The organism is Mixta sp. BE291 (genome assembly GCF_031457955.1).
Classification (GTDB): Bacteria; Pseudomonadota; Gammaproteobacteria; order Enterobacterales; family Enterobacteriaceae; genus Mixta.
Map to the genome: position 1 here is coordinate 260,363 of NZ_JAVDXN010000001.1, position 16,613 is coordinate 276,975.

Annotated in this window: 14 protein-coding genes; 8 read left to right on the plus strand and 6 right to left on the minus strand. The window is 55.0% G+C overall.

What is annotated here, in order from left to right:
* From J2X14_RS01105 to rmf, 5 genes are all read left to right on the plus strand, one after another.
* Positions 1-1,920: an ABC transporter ATP-binding protein gene (locus J2X14_RS01105; RefSeq protein WP_352409382.1), complete on the plus strand. Its 1,920-nt coding sequence runs from the start codon at positions 1-3 to the stop codon at positions 1,918-1,920.
* Positions 1,921-1,935: 15 nt separating this feature from the next.
* The gene (pqiA, locus tag J2X14_RS01110) at positions 1,936-3,204 is read left to right on the plus strand and encodes a membrane integrity-associated transporter subunit PqiA (RefSeq protein ID WP_352409383.1); all 1,269 of its coding nucleotides are present in this window, start codon (positions 1,936-1,938) and stop codon (positions 3,202-3,204) included.
* Entirely contained in the window at positions 3,191-4,831 is a 1,641-nt protein-coding gene (gene pqiB / locus J2X14_RS01115) for an intermembrane transport protein PqiB (protein WP_352409384.1), read from the plus strand. Before pqiA ends, pqiB begins: the two co-directional genes overlap by 14 nt.
* On the plus strand, positions 4,831-5,403 hold the full coding sequence (gene pqiC / locus J2X14_RS01120) for a membrane integrity-associated transporter subunit PqiC (RefSeq protein WP_352409385.1): 573 nt from the start codon (positions 4,831-4,833) through the stop codon (positions 5,401-5,403). Before pqiB ends, pqiC begins: the two co-directional genes overlap by 1 nt.
* Before the next feature lie 274 nt (positions 5,404-5,677).
* Positions 5,678-5,860, plus strand: a complete 183-nt coding sequence (gene rmf / locus J2X14_RS01125) for a ribosome modulation factor (RefSeq protein WP_352409386.1) — start codon at positions 5,678-5,680, stop codon at positions 5,858-5,860.
* A 56-nt stretch (positions 5,861-5,916) separates the two neighbouring features.
* Here rmf and fabA read toward each other — a convergent pair whose 3' ends face one another.
* Positions 5,917-6,435: a bifunctional 3-hydroxydecanoyl-ACP dehydratase/trans-2-decenoyl-ACP isomerase gene (gene fabA, locus J2X14_RS01130; protein ID WP_352409387.1), complete on the minus strand. Its 519-nt coding sequence runs from the start codon at positions 6,433-6,435 to the stop codon at positions 5,917-5,919.
* Positions 6,436-6,502: 67 nt separating this feature from the next.
* Positions 6,503-8,251 (minus strand): AAA family ATPase, encoded by a 1,749-nt coding sequence (locus J2X14_RS01135; RefSeq protein WP_352409388.1) that lies wholly within the window; start codon positions 8,249-8,251, stop codon positions 6,503-6,505.
* Positions 8,252-8,432: 181 nt separating this feature from the next.
* Here J2X14_RS01135 and matP point away from each other — a divergent pair, with 181 nt between their 5' ends.
* Entirely contained in the window at positions 8,433-8,894 is a 462-nt protein-coding gene (gene matP / locus J2X14_RS01140) for a macrodomain Ter protein MatP (RefSeq protein WP_352409389.1), read from the plus strand.
* A 165-nt stretch (positions 8,895-9,059) separates the two neighbouring features.
* Here matP and ompA read toward each other — a convergent pair whose 3' ends face one another.
* Together ompA and sulA are read right to left on the minus strand one after the other, a co-directional pair.
* The gene (ompA, locus tag J2X14_RS01145; RefSeq protein ID WP_352409390.1) at positions 9,060-10,133 is read right to left on the minus strand and encodes a porin OmpA; all 1,074 of its coding nucleotides are present in this window, start codon (positions 10,131-10,133) and stop codon (positions 9,060-9,062) included.
* 350 nt (positions 10,134-10,483) lie between these two features.
* Complete coding sequence (sulA, locus tag J2X14_RS01150) at positions 10,484-10,990, minus strand: SOS-induced cell division inhibitor SulA (RefSeq protein ID WP_352409391.1); 507 nt, start codon at positions 10,988-10,990, stop codon at positions 10,484-10,486.
* Between the two features lie 209 nt (positions 10,991-11,199).
* Here sulA and J2X14_RS01155 point away from each other — a divergent pair, with 209 nt between their 5' ends.
* The gene (locus J2X14_RS01155) at positions 11,200-11,817 is read left to right on the plus strand and encodes a TfoX/Sxy family DNA transformation protein (RefSeq protein ID WP_352409392.1); all 618 of its coding nucleotides are present in this window, start codon (positions 11,200-11,202) and stop codon (positions 11,815-11,817) included.
* On the opposite strand, the gene yccS is transcribed toward J2X14_RS01155, so the two are convergent.
* Together yccS and J2X14_RS01165 are read right to left on the minus strand one after the other, a co-directional pair.
* The gene (gene yccS / locus J2X14_RS01160) at positions 11,814-13,961 is read right to left on the minus strand and encodes a YccS family putative transporter (RefSeq protein ID WP_352409393.1); all 2,148 of its coding nucleotides are present in this window, start codon (positions 13,959-13,961) and stop codon (positions 11,814-11,816) included. The two genes, J2X14_RS01155 and yccS, sit on opposite strands and share 4 nt — an antisense overlap.
* A gap of 12 nt (positions 13,962-13,973) precedes the next feature.
* On the minus strand, positions 13,974-14,420 hold the full coding sequence (locus J2X14_RS01165) for a YccF domain-containing protein (protein WP_352409394.1): 447 nt from the start codon (positions 14,418-14,420) through the stop codon (positions 13,974-13,976).
* A gap of 136 nt (positions 14,421-14,556) precedes the next feature.
* Between J2X14_RS01165 and helD the strand changes: the two genes are divergently transcribed.
* A complete protein-coding gene (gene helD / locus J2X14_RS01170; protein ID WP_352409395.1) occupies positions 14,557-16,611 on the plus strand; it encodes a DNA helicase IV in 2,055 nt (684 codons plus the stop codon).
* Positions 16,612-16,613 lie beyond the last annotated feature (2 nt).

Below are 16,613 nucleotides of genomic sequence, written 5' to 3' on the forward strand. Positions count from 1 at the left end.
ATGTCACTGATTAGTATTCACAATGCCTACCTGTCGTTCAGCGATGCGCCGCTGCTGAATTATGCTGAACTGCATATTGAAGAGAACGAGCGCGTTTGTCTGGTTGGGCGCAACGGCGCCGGTAAATCCACGCTGATGAAAATCATCAACGGCGAGCAGCCGCTGGATGATGGCCGTATTATTTATGAGCAGGATCTGGTGGTGGCGCGTCTGCAACAGGATCCGCCGCGCAATATCGCCGGTACCGTCTATGATTTCGTCGCCGAAGGCGTCGCGGAACAGGCTGAGCATCTGAAAGCCTACCACGCGATTTCGCATGTGGTGATGAACGACCCAAGCGAAAAAAATCTTAATGAGATGGCGCGTCTGCAATCGCTGCTGGATCACCATAATCTGTGGCAGCTGGAGTCGCGCATTACTGATGTGCTGCAGCAGATTGGCCTGGAGCCGGAAGTGGAACTGTCTTCGCTCTCCGGCGGCTGGCTGCGTAAAGCGGCGCTGGGACGCGCGCTGGTGAGTAATCCGCGCGTGTTAATGCTGGATGAGCCAACCAACCACCTGGATATTGAAACCATCGACTGGCTGGAAAGTTTCCTGAAAACCTTCCAGGGCAGCATCATCTTTATTTCCCATGACCGTTCCTTTATCCGCAATATGGCCACGCGCATTGTCGATCTCGATCGCGGCAAGCTGGTTTCCTGGCCGGGCGACTACGACAAATATCTGGAAGGGAAAGAGGAAGCGCTGCGCGTTGAAGAGATGCAAAACGCGGAATTCGACCGCAAGCTGGCGCAGGAAGAGGTGTGGATCCGCCAGGGAATTAAAGCGCGTCGTACCCGTAACGAAGGGCGCGTACGCGCCCTGAAAGCGCTGCGTCGGGAACGTTCAGAACGCCGTGAAGTAATGGGCAAAGCGCAGATGCAGGTCGAAGAGGCGTCGCGCTCCGGCAAAATCGTCTTTGAGCTGGAAAATGTCAATTACAGCATCGGCGACCGCACGTTGGTCAGAGACTTTAGCGCTCAGGTGCAGCGTGGCGATAAGATTGCGCTGATTGGCCCTAACGGCTGCGGTAAAACCACCTTGCTGAAGCTGATGCTGAGTCAGCTGCAGGCGGACAGCGGCCGCGTCCACAGCGGCAGTAAACTGGAAGTCGCTTATTTTGACCAGCACCGGGCCATTCTCGACCCGGATCGTACGGTGATGGATAACCTGGCCGAAGGCAAACAGGAAGTGATGGTTAACGGTAAGCCGCGTCACGTTCTGGGCTACCTGCAGGAGTTCCTGTTCCATCCGAAACGCGCGATGACGCCGGTCAGGGCGCTGTCCGGCGGGGAGCGTAACCGCCTGCTGCTGGCGCGTCTGTTCCTGAAGCCCAGCAACCTGCTGATCCTTGATGAACCCACCAACGATCTGGACGTGGAAACGCTGGAGCTGCTGGAAGAGCTGATCGATGGCTATCAGGGCACCGTGCTGCTGGTAAGCCACGATCGTCAGTTCGTGGACAACACCGTGACCGAATGCTGGATTTTTGAAGGCAACGGCGACATCGGCGCCTTTGTCGGCGGCTATCACGACGCGCAGCACCAGCGCGCCGCCTCGCGTCCGAGCCGCGTTGCGCCAGTGAAGGCGGCAACAGACGAGAAACCGGCCAGGCACGAGACGGTGAAAAGCGAAGCAAAACCGGCCAGCACTAAGCTAAGCTATAAGCTGCAACGCGAGCTGGATCAGCTGCCGCAGCAGCTGGAAACGCTGGAGAAGCAGATCGAGCAGCTGCAGTTGCAGATGGCCGATGCGCAATTCTTCACCCAGCCGCATGAGAAAACGCAGCCGGTGGTCGCTGCGCTGGCAGCAGCGGAACAGCAGCTGGAAACCGCGTTTGAACGTTGGGAATATCTTGAATCGCTGAAAAACGGCGGCTGAAACCGGGAGTAGGGTATGTGTTCAGCTGAACACCCGCAACACTGGATGCTTTGTCCGCAGTGTGACCTGATGACGCAGTTGCCATCGGTCGCGATTGGGCAGAAAGCCAGCTGCCCACGCTGTCATACAACGTTAACCGCTAACTGGAGCGAGCCGCGCAAGCGGCCCTCTGGCTATGCGCTGGCCGCGCTGTTTATGTTGCTGCTGGCTAACCTGTTTCCTTTCGTCAATATGCACGTTTCGGGACTGAGCAGCGAGATCACCCTGATGGAGATTCCACAGGTGATGGTCTCGGAGGATTACGCCAGTCTCGCCACGCTGTTTATGCTGTTTGTTCAGGCGGTGCCGGCCTTTTGTATGGTGGCCATTCTGCTACTGGTCAACCGGCTGGCGCTGCCGCAGCCTTTGCAAATGGGGATCGCCCGTATTCTGTTTCAGCTGAGAAGCTGGGGCATGGCGGAAATCTTTCTGGCGGGCGTACTGGTCAGTTTCGTGAAGCTGATGGCCTATGGCGATATCGGCATCGGCAGCAGCTTTTTGCCCTGGTGCCTGTTCTGCCTGCTGCAGCTGCGCGCTTTTCAGTGCGTGGACCGGCGCTGGCTATGGCGTCAGATTGCGCCGGAGCCGCCGCTGCCAGCCGCACCGCGTGCTGGCCTCAGCGGGCTGAAACAGGGGATGCGCTCTTGTTCGTGCTGCACGGCGGTGTTGCCTGCCGACCAGTACCATTGCCCGCGCTGCGGAACGGCGGGTCATGCGCGGCGCCGCAACAGTCTACAATGGACACTGGCGCTGCTGTTCACCTCGATCGTTATCTATATTCCCGCCAATATTCTGCCGATTATGGTCACCGAGGCGCTCGGCGACAAAATGAACTCCAATATTATGGGCGGGGTGATCCTGCTGTGGAGCGATGGCTCTTATCCGGTGGCGCTGGTGATTTTTATTGCCAGTATTATGGTGCCTTCGCTGAAAATGCTGGCCATCGGTTGGCTCTGCTGGGATGCCCAGGGCCACGGCAGGCGCGACAGTGAAAAAATGCATCTGATTTATGAGGTGGTGGAGTTTGTTGGTCGTTGGTCAATGATTGATGTGTTTGTTATTGCGGTACTCTCCGCGCTGGTGCGTATTGGGCAGTTAATGAATATCTATCCCGCGCCTGGCGCACTGTTGTTTGCCGCGGTGGTCATTCTGACGATGTTTGCCGCTATGACTTTTGATCCGCGTCTTACGTGGGATCGCGAACCAGAAAATAATCTGAAGGAGCCGAGCCTTGGCGGAAAATAATCACGGGGTGGCGAAGGTCGATCAGATCAAACGCTGGTCGCCCGTATGGATCATTCCCATTGTGACGGTGCTTATCGGCGCCTGGATCCTGTTTTACCATTTTAGTCATCAGGGGCCGGAAGTAACGCTGATTACCACCAATGCCGAAGGCATTGAGGGCGGTAAAACGGCGATTAAAAGCCGCAGCGTGGACGTGGGAGTGGTAGAGAGCGCGGTGTTAACCGATGACCTGCACCATGTTGAAATCAAAGCTCGCCTTAACGCGGGCATGGAAAAGCTGTTGCACGGCGACAGCGCTTTCTGGGTGGTGAAGCCGCAGGTTGGCCGTGAAGGCATCACCGGTCTCGGCACCCTTTTATCCGGCGCCTATATTGAGTTGCAGCCCGGCAGCAAAGGCGAGAAGCCTGAACGCTATGAGCTGCTGGAGTCGCCGCCGCTGGCACCGCCGGATGCAAAAGGGATCCGCATTGTACTCGACAGCACTAAAGCCGGTCAGCTTACGCCGGGCGATCCGGTGCTGTTCCGCGGCTATCGCGTCGGCTCGGTGGAAACCAGCAACTTTGACGCCGATAAGCGCGCCATGCAGTATCAGCTGTTTGTCGCCGCGCCTTACGATCGCCTGGTCACGTCGAACGTGCGTTTCTGGAAAGATAGCGGCATCGGCGTAGAGATGTCCGCTTCCGGCATGCGCGTTGAGATGGGATCGCTGACCACGCTGTTTAGCGGCGGCGTCAGCTTTGACGTGCCTGACGGCTGGGAGCTGGGCGTTCCGGCAGAAAACAAGGCGGAATATCATCTGTATGACGATCAGCGCAGCATTCAGGACTCGCTCTATACCACGCATCTCGATTTCCTGATGTTCTTTAATGATTCGATTCGTGGGCTGCAGCCGGGCGCGCCGGTAGAATTCCGCGGCATCCGGCTGGGTACGGTCGCTCAGGTGCCTTACAGCGTGCCGGGCTGGAACCAGTCGCTGAATACCGACTATCGCATTCCGGTGCTGGTGCGTATTGAACCCGACCGCTTTGTTAAACGTCTGGGCGGCGAGTTTGATATTCAGCAGCATCTGCGCGACGGTAAAAAACGCGGCCTGCGCGCATCGCTGAAAACCGGCAATTTGCTCTCCGGCTCGTTGTATATCGATCTCGATTTTTATGACAACGCACCGGCGTATAAAGGCCCGGAAAAAGTGGATGGGCTGGAGATCATCCCGACCATGAGTGGCGGCCTGAGTCAGATTCAGCAGAAGCTGATGGATGCGCTGGATAAGATTAATAATCTGCCGTTGAATCCTATGCTTAATCAGGCGACCGGCACGCTGAAAGAGAGCCAGCGCACCCTGCGCGAACTGCAAAAAACGCTGGATAACGTGAATAAAATCACCGCCAATCCGGCAATGCAGCAGTTGCCGCAGGATATGCAGCAAACGCTGCGCGAACTGAACCGCAGTATGAAAGGTTTGCAGCCTGGTTCCCCGGCTTACAACCAGCTGATTGGCGATATGCAACGTTTGGATCAGGTGCTGCGTGAGCTGCAGCCAGTGCTGAAAACGCTCAATCAAAAGAGCAACGCGCTGGTATTTGAAGCGAAACCGGGCGAAGACCCACAGCCGAAGAGGGCGAAATAATGATGAAATGGATGCCACTGTTAGTTGTGGCGTTAAGCGCCTGTAGCAGCAGCACGCAAACCACCCTGTATCAACTGCCGACGGGAACGTCGGCTGCTAACAGGGTGGTGAGCCAGAACGCGCCTGGGGTAAATAACCCGTTACCGATCTGGGTTGAGCGCGTTTCAGTGCCTGATTACCTGGCGGGCAACGGCGTGGTTTATCAGACCAGTGACGTAAAATATGTCATCGCCACCAGCAATCTGTGGGCCAGCCCGCTGGATCAGCAGCTACAGCAAACGCTGGTAACCAACCTGGGCCAGGCGTTGCCGGGCAGGCTGGTTTCCGCTGCGCCGCTCGGTGAGCAACACGATACCCTGAATGTTAACGTAACCGGTTTTCATGGCCGCTTCGACGGCCAGGTAATCATTAGCGGTAGCTGGACGCTGGAGCATAACGGGCAGGTTCTGCGCCAGAACTTTGATGTTACGCTGCCGCAGCAGGAAGATGGCTACGATGCGATGGTCAGAACCCTGGCGCAGGGCTGGCAGCAGCAGGCGCAGCGAATGGCAACAGCCTTTAGCACAATATAAAATTAAGTAATTTTTCTTAACAGTGGATTCCGGTTTGGTGAGACCACCTCTCGCTGGCCGGAATTTTTTTTATTGCAGAATCATCCCGTTATCTAACCTGCGGCATCACGCTGCGGGAAAACCTTTAAAAATAGCCGGTTCATATGACAATGGCGTGAAATTTGCGCATTGATCTTTTTCAGAGATGAGGGTAGAAAAGAAACGTGGTTGCGCACTTTGTGACCATTGTTTTCTTTCCACCAGTTCCACCATACCTGAATGAGGGAAATGAGGCATGAAGAGACAGAAACGAGATCGCCTGGAACGAGCACATTCACGAGGCTATCAGGCCGGTATCACCGGGCGTTCAAAAGAAATGTGTCCTTATCAAATGATTGAGGCTCGGTCTCACTGGTTGGGGGGTTGGCGAAAAGCCATGGAGGACAGGGCGGTTAGCGTAAGTGCCGTGATGGCCTGACGGCCTGTCAGAAAAAGGATAACCTCCGCATTTGCGGAGGTTTTTAATTCAAACGATTAGAACGCGGTGGTGTCTTTGAACAGGCCCACTTTCAGATCGCTGGCGGTATAGATAACGTTGCCGTCAACCAGCACTTCGCCATCGGCCACGCCCATCACCAGTTTACGGTTGATCACGCGTTTAAAGTGAATACGGTAGGTCACTTTTTTCGCCGTCGGCAGCACCTGACCAGTGAATTTCACTTCGCCCACGCCCAGCGCGCGGCCTTTGCCTTCTGCGCCCAGCCAGCCAAGGTAGAAACCAACCAGCTGCCACATCGCATCCAGACCCAGACAGCCTGGCATCACCGGGTCACCAATAAAGTGGCAGGCGAAGAACCAGAGATCGGGATTGATATCCAGCTCAGCTTCAACATAACCTTTATCGTAGTTGCCGCCTTCTTCGCTCATTTTGACCACGCGGTCCATCATCAGCATATTGCCAGACGGCAGCGGCGGGCCTTCAGCACCAAACAGTTCACCGCGACCAGAGGCAATCAGATCTTCTTTTGTATAGGATTCGCGTTTTTCTACCATGTTTCATTAAGCCTTTTTTTAGTGAATCGAGAACATTAGCTAACAGCTGTAAGCTGAACAACTCCGATCAGCTGTGGTTAAACCAGTTTAGCCAACGCAGAGGCCAGGGGCGCTGGCGCGCTTCCTGCTGATTAAATTCTGTGATACGTGCCTGAATAGTTTGCAACAGGCAGGGCGCATCCTCTTTGTACCAGGCGACACCGGTCAAGAGAGGCAATGCTTCATCTACCTCGCTGACGGCCCAGATATGAAATTCACCGGCCTGTACCGCATCAACAATTTGCTGCTGCAAACAGAGGTGACGCACATTGGCCGCGGGGATGATTACCCCTTGCTGACCGGTTAAACCGCGCTGCTGGCAGACCTCGAAAAAGCCTTCGATTTTTTCATTCAGGCCACCCACCGGCTGCACATGCCCGAACTGATCCACCGAGCCGGTCACCGCAATCTGCTGATTGATCGGCTGTTCGGCCAGCGCGCTCACCAGGGCGCAGAGTTCGGCAAGCGAGGCGCTGTCGCCATCGACTTCCGAGTAGGATTGCTCAAACACCAGCGAGGCCGAGAAGGGCAGCTGTTGGTCAAGCTCCAGTTCCCCGATCAAAAACGCCTGCATGATCATCATGCCTTTAGCATGAATATTTCCGCCCAGCTCGGCTTTGCGCTCGACGTCGTGGAATTCGCCATCGCCAACGTGTACCACGCAGCTGATGCGTGAAGGCTCGCCGAAGGCGCGCGGGTGACCGGGAAACTCAACCACCGACAGGCCGTTAATCTGTCCGACCACCGCGCCTTCCGTCTCAATCAGAATCTGATCCTGCAGAATTTCATCGCGCATCCGATCGGGCAGGAAGCTTTCGCGCCAGAGGCGTGCATCCAGCGCTGCCTGTAACGCGGCCGCGTCCAGCGTGTCACCATAGAGCGCGGCCTCGCGCAGCTGGCGACCCAGCCAGGCGGGGCAAAGGGGAAGCGTTTCACGGTCGCCGCTGTAACGGATGGCTTCCTGCAGCAGCACAGGCCAGAAATCAGCGGCAATCGCAGGCAAGTTCGCCTGCTGCGCCAGCGCGCTGACCCAGCGGCACCAGAGCGCCATATCTTCTTCGTCATCCAGCTGCAGGCTTTCTTCATACTCGCTGTAAACAGCCAGCGCCGCCAGCTCAGGTTCCATTTCCTGGAAATCAGCCATAGCGTCGCGATCGCCGCACAGCACCAGCTTTAACTGCATCGGCATCGATGGAATGGTCACCGGCAGCGGACGGGATTCATCGGGCGACAGCCAGTTGAAACGCTGTTGAGTAATGATCTGCTTCAGGCGCATCCACAGCAGCGGTTGTGCCAGCAGCGTACGCAACGAAAGCATTAACGTGCCGCCATTAGCCCGATGAATCAGGCCGGGCTGCAAACTGACGCGCTGAGCGAAAATGCGTACGCAGCCAAACAGCTGCTCAGATTCGATCCAGTCGGCAAAATGGATGCCGCCACGGCTGGTAAATGGGGATTCTGCTGATTTTGTCGGCTGCCAGACGATCTGATCGTCATTAATCAGATAGTTACCGCCGTAAAGCGCTTCCGTCTGGCTACTGTTATGCTGTAATGTCTGCGCCAGCAATGACAGATTCTCACTGTTTTCCGTGCAGCGAATCAGCATCAGCGAAAAAGGCGCGCTGCTGTGCAGCAGCAGGTTCGCTGCGTCAAACAGGCGAGGCTGAACATCAGGCAGTATATCGCCGATATTATCGCTAAAGACGCGGGAAAAAAGAGGCTGGAAGCTTTCGGCATCAGGCTGTAGCGCCTGCCATGCAAGTCGGTTGCTGGTCAAAGTAATCGCATTTGTCCGAATAAATGAAAAGCGCGATTATACAGCTTTTCAGGCTGTTACGCACGGCAGAGATCTGACTGATTCTGCCCGGGGCAATCAGGGCGCCGCTGCGCCTTTCTCTGCCGCAAGTCGTAAAAAAGCTGTTATTCTTAGTTTGTTACCTGCTCATGATGAGATTCCGATGAAATATCAGCAGCTGGAAAATCTTGAAAGCGGATGGAAATGGAAATACCTGGTAAAAAAATACCGGGAGGGCGAACCGATCACCCGCTACATTGAAATCAGCGCCGCTCAGGAAGCCGTAAAGGCTTTGCTGGCGATGGAGAACCATCCGATCGACGTGCTGAAATGGATTGAGCAGCATATTAATCCGGCACTGGAGAATCGTATGAAGCAGACGATTCGCGCGCGCCGTAAACGTCACTTCAATGCCGAGCATCAACATACGCGTAAGAAATCGATCGATTTAGAATATCTGGTATGGCAAAGGCTGGCGGGGCTGGCTACGCGTCGCAACAGTACGTTATCGGATACCATCGTACAGTTAATTGAGGATGCCGAGCGCAAAGAGAAATATGCCAGTCAGATGTCGACGCTGCGTCAGGATTTGCAGGCTATTTTAGGCAAGGATGATGCCAGCTGACAGATAAGCCCGTAATCAGGGCCGCTGTCGCCATAAAGCAGGTTGTTGTCCCTGGGCATCAGTAAGTCAGGTTGTTATCCTCATACATCAGTAAATCAGGTGATTGTCCCTGTCAATCAGCCAATAAAAAACCCCGCCGGAGCGGGGTTTTTTTTAACGTATTACTTAAGCCTGCGGCTGAGTAACAACGTCTTTCAGACCTTTAACTTCGATTTCTACGCGACGGTCCGGACCCAGGCAGTCGATCAGGGCGTTACGGCCTTTCACGCTGTCACAGGTGTTGCCGGTAACCGGGTTAGATTCACCCATGCCACGTGCAGAGATCTTGTCAGCCGGGATACCTTTAGATACCAGGTATTCAACCACGGACTGAGCGCGTTTTTCAGACAGCTTCTGGTTGTACTGCTCTGAACCGATACGGTCAGTGTAGCCCAGAACAACAACGGAACCATCTTTCGGATCCATTGAGCTCAGCTGAGAGTACAGCTGATCCAGCGCCTGCTGGCCTTCGCCTTTCAGGGTCGCTTTGTTGAAGGTGAACAGCACGTCTGATTTCAGCGTGAAGTGCTTGGTTTCAACAACCGGGGCCGGAGCCGGAGCCGGTGCTACAACCGGAGCGGCTGCATCATCCTGACCGAAACGGTAAGAAACGCCTACGCTCAGCATGCCGTTGTCAGGACGTGTACCAACGGTACCTGCGTCACCGATGTTGTTAACCCACTGGTAGTCCAGGCGAGTTGCCCAGTTTTTGTCCAGTGCGTATTCAACACCCACAGCAGCCAGCGGAGAAACGCCGGTGTCGTGGTCGCTACGGCTGACGTTGGTACCCACTACGTGCTGAGAAGAGTCAGCGCGCCATACCATACCACCCAGACGGGTATACACGTCCAGGTCATCCATGATCGGGTAGCTCAGTTTCGCTGCCAGCTGGATGCCCTGTGCTTTAAATGCGCCATTAACTGCGTCGCCTTTGTTAGGCATACGACCAAGCCAGTCATAACCCAGCTCGAAGCCCAGGTATGGGTTAGCCTGATAACCTACGAATGCACCAGCGCCCAGCTGGCTTTCGTGGGTCGGGCCATCGTTGTTCACGTAGTTGTTACCGTAGTAACCAGTATCGTGATACTGAGACCAGCCCAGTTTGGCACCGGTGTACCAGGTGTCATCTTTCGGTGCGGCCTGCGCTACGGTAGCGAAGCCAGCCAGTGCCACTGCAATTGCGATAGCTGTCTTTTTCATTTTTTGCGCCTCGTTATCATCCAAATAGGCAAGGAGCTTAAAATAAGCTCTTGGTTGTAATCCTTCGCCGGGTCCTTTTGCTCGATTATTACTCTACCGGAAAACGGAGGTTATTGAGCACCCTGGCGAGATAAAGTCTACAACGTGGCGAGAAACTTACAAGTCAGATGTGGAAGAGGTTCATAAAAAAACAGCTTTTCGTACACAATTTTTAACAAATTTCGCCCATTTTAACGGCAGAAACAGGCGCATTTGACGCGGCAAAAGCGAGGTTTAGCCGCGCGAGAGTAGAATCAGCGGGTTATCAGAGGAAAACAGGGATTTTTAGCTGAGATTTATCTTATATTTACTTAATGATACAAAGTTGAGTGAATTTTCAGCCGGTTTTTTTGTCCGCTGGGGCAGGATGCGCCAGATTGTGGTCGCATTATCAGCCCAAGCGCCTGACCTGCAGAGGCGGCTTCTTCGAGCCGACGCCGATCTTTTTCACTAATATCGTCAGCAAACCAGCCTAATACCACGCTGTAATTTCCCGTCTGCAACGCTTTGACCATCGCTTCGACCGTACTGAACGTCTGATGATAAGGAACCTGCATCATTTTATGCAGCGGCAGGCCGGAAGCCTTAAGCCAGTGGCGACTGATTCTTTGCGGTGGCGTCAGCCAGAGCTGCCAGCGTGATTGCGTACCCAACTGCTGTAACAGCGGCAGGAGTAACAGCTGCGTTAATCCTGGCTGCGCTTCGCTATAGCTTAGCTCACTCACCCAGCCGGTGGTTAAAACCGGCGATACGGCAGCGCGAGAAGGGCCTGGCAAAGCAGAACGAGCAAAAGAAGACTTCAGTAAATGGGTGCGCATGATTATCAGCTCATGTGGTTACTGTATGGATATACAGTAATGCGCTGGCCGCTTAAGATCAACCTCATTTTTTGAAAACGTCTCGCACTTTTTATATGCAAATGCATGCAAGCAGATTTATTAATTGAACCATTAATAAGAATTGCCTATGTTTTAGCTGATGAAAAACAGTGAGTTAGTTTACGTTTCTTAAGGAAAAGGAGCAGCATATGGATTCTCACCAAAGAATAATTCAATCAAAACAGCAGCTGGCTGCATTAGGGAATATCACGGTGCGCTCGCAGTTTGGCGGCTACAGTCTGGCAGTTGAGAAAGTGGTGTTTGCGTTAATTACCGACGGCGAACTTTATCTACGCGCCAGCGCAACCCTGAAACGTTATTTACGTACCCAGTCACTGCCGCCGCTGGTGATAGATAAACGCGGCATCGCCGTGGAATTACGTTATTACCGCATCGATGACGCTTTATGGAATAATCCGCCGCTCTTGCTCTCGCTCTCTAAATCCGCGCTGGCCCTGGCGCAGCGGCAAAAAAATGCTCGTCAAAATAATGTGCGGCTTAAAGATCTGCCTAATTTGGGGATTCGCATGGAAATGTTGCTGCGTGAGATCGGCATCAATAGCGTCTGCGCATTGCGCGAGGCAGGGGCCAAAAACTGCTGGCTGCGCTTGCGAATGCGTAACCAGCACCTTGGGCTGAATTGCTTAATGGCGCTGCAGGGCGCCATTTCAGGGCATCATCAGGCGGCGTTGCCTGCAGAGATCAAACAAGAGCTGCGTGACTGGTTTAACTGCAACGTTCACCCGGAAAAAGGACGGCAAAACTAAGCGACGGAAAGCGAGGCCAGCTGCTTTTTCAGGCGGGCAAGTTCAGGCAGCAGCGCAATCAATAAACCGATTTGCTGTAACACTAACTGCGCCTGTGAATCCGCCTCGCTGTCAAAATGTCCAATGCGGGCAGCAAGCTCACTCATCATCTGCTGCGCTTGCTGTTCGTCAACCACACTTACCTGTAAAACATCATCAACATAGCAGACGGCATCATCTAATAACGTCAGTAACGCCGGCTGTGTGATTTGCTCTCGATGCGCGCCTAACGCTGAGATATAGCTCAAAAAAGAGTGATTCAGGCAAAGCAGACGAAATGCCGCTTCGCGCAGCCGTGGATCGGGGCGCAGCTCGGTTGACAGATTGGAAACCACAGACGCCAGTTCAGCATCACCGTTATGCGCATCACGGCGCGCAATACGATAGGCCAGCCGGTTATCTTTCCCCTGATGATATTGTTCCAGGATCGCATCCAGATAGCGGCAGTTAGCTGTTAAGGTTTTTTCCGCGACCGCAGGCAGACGCCGGAAACGCCAGTCGGGCCAGATAAAACTCACCGCCAGCCAGGCGATGCCGCAGCCCAACAGTGTATCAACAATGCGCGGCACGGCGACATCAAAGCCTTCGCCCAGCAAATTAAAGCACAGCAGCACCAGCAGCGTAATAAACATGGTGGCATGCGCATACTGCACCTGGCGGAAAGCAAAGAACAGCACGCCCGCCAGCACAATCAGCAACAGCTGTCCATCCACGGAGGGCACCAGCCATAACACCGGTAAACCAATCGCGATGCCGGTTAAGGTGCCGATAATACGCAGCGCCAGACGGCGACGCGTGGCGTTATAGCCAGGCTGGCAAACAAACAGGCTGGTTAATAAAATCCAGTAGCCACGCTCCAGGCCGGTAAGCTGAATAAAGGCGTACCCGACGCACAACACTAACGACATGCGTACGGCATGACGAAAAAGCGGTGACTCCGGCGTCAGGTGACGGCTTATGCGCAGCCGTATATCGCTCCAGCCGGTTAACCCTTCGCTGGAGAGATGGGTATCGCTGCCGTCGCGATGCGCCTGCTCCAGCGCCTGTTCCGACTCAATGGTTGCCAGCTGCGCATCAATCGCTTTTAAATTGCGCAGTAAATAGCGCAGCGCTTTTTGACGCGCTTTGTCCTGCGGCGTATCGGGCAGACGATCCAATGTCGCCTGCAGATGGCTAAAGGCGCGCTCAAAGCGTGCATCATGTTGATAGCTGCGCTGGAGCAAGATCGCCTCGGAAAGCTGCCGACAGGCGCGCGCCTGCATGGTTAGCAGGCGCTGAAAGCGAAACAGGATTTCGCTGTAGCGCCACTCCTGACGCAGGGCGTGATACTGCACATGCGAGGAGCTGGCGCGTTCATGGATATCCTGCGCCACAAAGTAGTAATGCAGCGTGCGCCGCGTGCCGCGCTGACCGCGATCGCCACGTAGCCGACTTTGAATAGAGGTTTTGGTTTCATTAAGCACGGCAACCAGCTTGCTGTTCGCCATCGCGACATCCACCAGCCCGCCGTCATCGTTCTCTTCCAGATCCGGATCGAACAGGCCAGCCTTGGCTTCCAGGTAATTCGCCAGCATGCCGTAGCTGCGCGCCATATTCTCCTGCAGCGGGCGAATAGGAAACAGCAGGTGCCCGATGAGCGTCAGCAGGTTATACCAGACGGCGCCCAGCAGCAGCAGGATCGGTTGCAGATACCATTGCGAAAAGAGCCCGGCGCCAAGCATGGTATAAATCGCAATCAGCAGCGCGCCAAACGCGATAGTGGCATAGCGCTGACCCAGCGCGCCCAGCAGAATAAAACCCCAGGTCGAAACGGCCAGACCAAGGATAAACAGCCAGGGCCAGGGGAAAAGCAACTCCACCGACACCGAGGCAATACAAAAACAGAGCAGGGTGATCAGCAGGTTACGCAGGCGGCCGGTAAAACGGTCGTCCAGATCGGCCAGCGCGGCGGCAACCACGCCCAGCGTTAACGGCAATGTCCAGACAATCTGCTGGATCCACCAGGGAAAGGCGGCTGCGCCCGCCAGCGCCAGAAAAATGCGGGTCAGATAAAGCCCGGTGCTGTTAGCGATATAACGACGCAAACCCGCAGTTAACGCGATCATGGCATAATGACCTTACTGGTAACGACGACGCGCATTGGCTTCCCGCGCCGCACGCGCTTCTTCCGTGGAAACCACCCGACGGCCAACCGGCCAAAGCGCAATGGCAGCCAGCTTAAAGTTAGCAATGCCCACCGGAATGCCGATAATACTGATGCACTGCGTAATGCCGAGCATGATATGAGAAATGCACAGCCACCAGCCAAAGAAAATAAACCAAAAGACGTTCAGCAGCGTACCGCCGGTATTCAGCAACGCGTTGCTGCGATCGGGACGCAGTTCGTCGACATGCACCGCTTCATTACCATAAGGCAGCAGAGAGAGTTTAGCGATCTCCCAGCAGGAGCGCGTCAGCGGCAGAGTAAAAATCAGGACAATACTCATCAGAGTGGCAAACAACCAGCAGAGCGTGGTAAAGAAGCCACCCAGGACAAAATTAAGGATATTCAAAACGGTACGCATAAAACAGGCTTCCCTCAACAAACAGCATTAATTCAGCATAGCTGCGTTTGATTGTAACCTGTTTTAACCCTGGAGCGGTAAACTACGGCTCGGTAGACTACGGCAAAGCGAATTCATCCACCTCTGGTTATCACGCATGGAACTAAAAGCAACCTCGTTCGGCAAACATCTGGCGCAGCATCCTTATAATCGGGTGCGCTTGTTAAGCGCAGGTGTAGAAGTCAGCGGTGAAAAACATGAATATCTGATTCCGTTTAATCAGCTGCTGGAGATTAAATGCAAACGCGGCCTGATCTGGGGAGAGCTGGAGTTTACCCTGCCGGATGAAAAGGTGGTGCGGCTGCATGGCACCGAATGGCAGGAGACGCAGCGCTTTTACCACTATCTTACGCAGGCCTGGCAGCGCTGGAGCGAGGAGATGAGTGACATCAGCGCGCAGGCGCTGGAGACGCTGGCGGCAACCTTACAGCATAAAAAAACGCAGGATCGCTGGCTGACGCAGCGCGAGCTGGCGGAACTGCAGCAGCAAATTAGCGAGACCTTTTCCGCGCTACCGCTGCCTGTTGCGCGACTGGAGAGTTTTGATAACTGCCGGGCGTTTTATCAGCAGTGCCAGGAGTGGTTATCTCACGGCGAAACCGCGCGGGCAACGCGTAACGATAGCTGGACTCAGCGTATGCTGGAGGAACATGCCGATTTTTTCGCGACGGTAGAGTCAGCGCCGCTCAGCCTGGCGCAGGCACGTGCGGTGGTTAATGGCGAAGAGACGCTGTTGGTGCTGGCGGGCGCGGGCAGCGGCAAAACATCGGTGCTGGTGGCGCGCGCAGGCTGGCTGCTGCGCCAGCGCCAGGCGCAGGCGGCGCAAATTCTGTTGCTGGCGTTTGGTCGTCAGGCGGCGGAAGAGATGAACCAGCGCATAGCATCGCGTCTGCATGACCAGAAGCCAGAAGCCCGGACGTTCCACGCGCTGGCGCTGCATATCATCCGCGAGGGCAGCAATAAAACGCCGCTTATCTCACGTCTTGAAACCGATAGTGAAGCACGCCAGGCGCTGCTGATCGAGACCTGGCAGCAACAGTGCGCGCAAAAGAAATCCTTTGCCAACGGCTGGCGACAGTGGCTGACGGAGGAGCTGGCATGGGCGCTGCCGGAAAACGATTTCTGGCAGGATCGGGCGCTGACGCAGCGGCTGGCGAGTCGTTTGGAGCGCTGGCTGGGTCTGATGCGGATGCATGGCGGGGCGCAGGCGGCGATGATTGCCGATGTGCCAGAAGCGATCCGCGACACGTTCACTAAACGTATTAAGCTGATGGCGCCGCTGCTCAAAGCGTGGAAAAGCGCGTTGAAAGACGAGGGCGCAGTGGATTTCGCCGGGCTGATACATCAGGCGGTGAGTCTGGTAGAAAAAGGGCGATTTATCAGCCCGTGGAAGCACATCCTGGTGGATGAGTTCCAGGATATTTCGCCGCAGCGGGCGCAGCTGTTGGCAGCATTACGTAAACAGAATCGTCAAACCAGTATGTTCGCGGTGGGCGATGACTGGCAGGCCATTTACCGTTTTAGCGGCGCGGAAATGGCGTTGACGGCATCTTTTCACCACTATTTTGGCCGTGGCGATAGCTGCGTGCTGGATACCACCTGGCGGTTCAACGATCGTATCGGTGATATTGCCAACCGCTTCGTACAGGAGAACCCTCATCAGCTTGCCAGGCCGCTTAATAGCCCGATCAAAGGCACTAAAAAAGCGATTTCCCTGCTGCCTGACGATCGGCTGGAAGATTTGCTGAATAAAATGAGCGGTTATGTCCTGCCAGAGGAGCGGGTGCTGCTGCTGGCGCGTTATCACTATCTTCAGCCCGCCTTACTGGCAAAAGCGAAAACCCGGTGGCCTAAGCTCAGGCTTGATTTTATGACCATTCATGCCAGCAAAGGGCAGCAGGCAGATTATGTCATTCTGCTGGGATTACAGGAGGGCGCGGAGGGGTTTCCGGCACCGGCGCGCGAAAGCGTGATAGAAGAGGGGCTGCTGCCTGAGCCCGAAGATTTTCCCGACGCCGAAGAGCGTCGGCTGGCTTATGTGGCGTTAACGCGCGCGAAACAGCAGGTCTGGCTGCTTTATAATCGCCAGCAGCCATCGCTCTTCGTGGAGAACTTTAAACGTCTTGGCGTCCCGCTGCTGCGCAAGCCTTAGCG

Coding starts and splice junctions, on each gene's coding strand:
- matP (WP_352409389.1), top strand. CDS start 8,433: ATGAAATATCAGCAGCTGGAAAATCTTGAAAGCGGATGGAAATGGAAA.
- rmf (WP_352409386.1), top strand. CDS start 5,678: ATGAAGAGACAGAAACGAGATCGCCTGGAACGAGCACATTCACGAGGC.
- J2X14_RS01165 (WP_352409394.1), bottom strand. CDS start 14,420: ATGCGTACCGTTTTGAATATCCTTAATTTTGTCCTGGGTGGCTTCTTT.
- pqiC (WP_352409385.1), top strand. CDS start 4,831: ATGATGAAATGGATGCCACTGTTAGTTGTGGCGTTAAGCGCCTGTAGC.
- J2X14_RS01105 (WP_352409382.1), top strand. CDS start 1: ATGTCACTGATTAGTATTCACAATGCCTACCTGTCGTTCAGCGATGCG.
- pqiA (WP_352409383.1), top strand. CDS start 1,936: ATGTGTTCAGCTGAACACCCGCAACACTGGATGCTTTGTCCGCAGTGT.
- fabA (WP_352409387.1), bottom strand. CDS start 6,435: ATGGTAGAAAAACGCGAATCCTATACAAAAGAAGATCTGATTGCCTCT.
- ompA (WP_352409390.1), bottom strand. CDS start 10,133: ATGAAAAAGACAGCTATCGCAATTGCAGTGGCACTGGCTGGCTTCGCT.
- helD (WP_352409395.1), top strand. CDS start 14,557: ATGGAACTAAAAGCAACCTCGTTCGGCAAACATCTGGCGCAGCATCCT.
- yccS (WP_352409393.1), bottom strand. CDS start 13,961: ATGATCGCGTTAACTGCGGGTTTGCGTCGTTATATCGCTAACAGCACC.
- J2X14_RS01155 (WP_352409392.1), top strand. CDS start 11,200: ATGGATTCTCACCAAAGAATAATTCAATCAAAACAGCAGCTGGCTGCA.
- sulA (WP_352409391.1), bottom strand. CDS start 10,990: ATGCGCACCCATTTACTGAAGTCTTCTTTTGCTCGTTCTGCTTTGCCA.